The sequence below is a fragment of the Pseudophaeobacter profundi genome, from assembly GCF_029697505.1.
Lineage (GTDB): Bacteria > Pseudomonadota > Alphaproteobacteria > Rhodobacterales > Rhodobacteraceae > Pseudophaeobacter > Pseudophaeobacter profundi.
This window is the reverse complement of record NZ_JARJEF010000143.1, coordinates 1-332: the sequence shown is the minus strand read 5'-3', so window position 1 is coordinate 332 and position 332 is coordinate 1. Positions and strand designations below refer to the sequence as shown.

Here is a 332-nt window from a genome sequence, read left to right as displayed (position 1 = left end):
GTTGTCATGGCTGTCTCCAAGAGCTTGGTTCTGCTGATCGCGCTGGCGGCCGCGGCCGTAGGCCAAGTCTACCCCGGTTACCCATACCACGGTGCCGAGGAGGATGGAAGTTACTGGCCAGGCAAGTACCCCGACGACCCCGCCCCCGCCCCCGCTGCCCCCGTCGCCCCCTACCCCTACGCTGCCCCTGCCCCCTACGCCGCCCCTGCCTACCCCTACGCCGCCCCCGCCTACCCCTACGCTGCTCCCGCCTACGCCCCAGGTGGTGACGACGGTAGCTACTTCCCTGGCAAGTATGGACCTGAGAACCAGTAGAGAACACTTCGCATTGC

General features: G+C 67.2%; 1 protein-coding gene. It reads left to right on the top strand.

Annotated features, from left to right (window positions below; translation table 11 throughout):
* Positions 1 to 315: hypothetical protein (locus tag P2081_RS20570; RefSeq protein ID WP_278924647.1), on the top strand; the 315-nt coding region annotated here is incomplete at its 5' end.
* Positions 316 to 332: the final 17 nt, after the last annotated feature.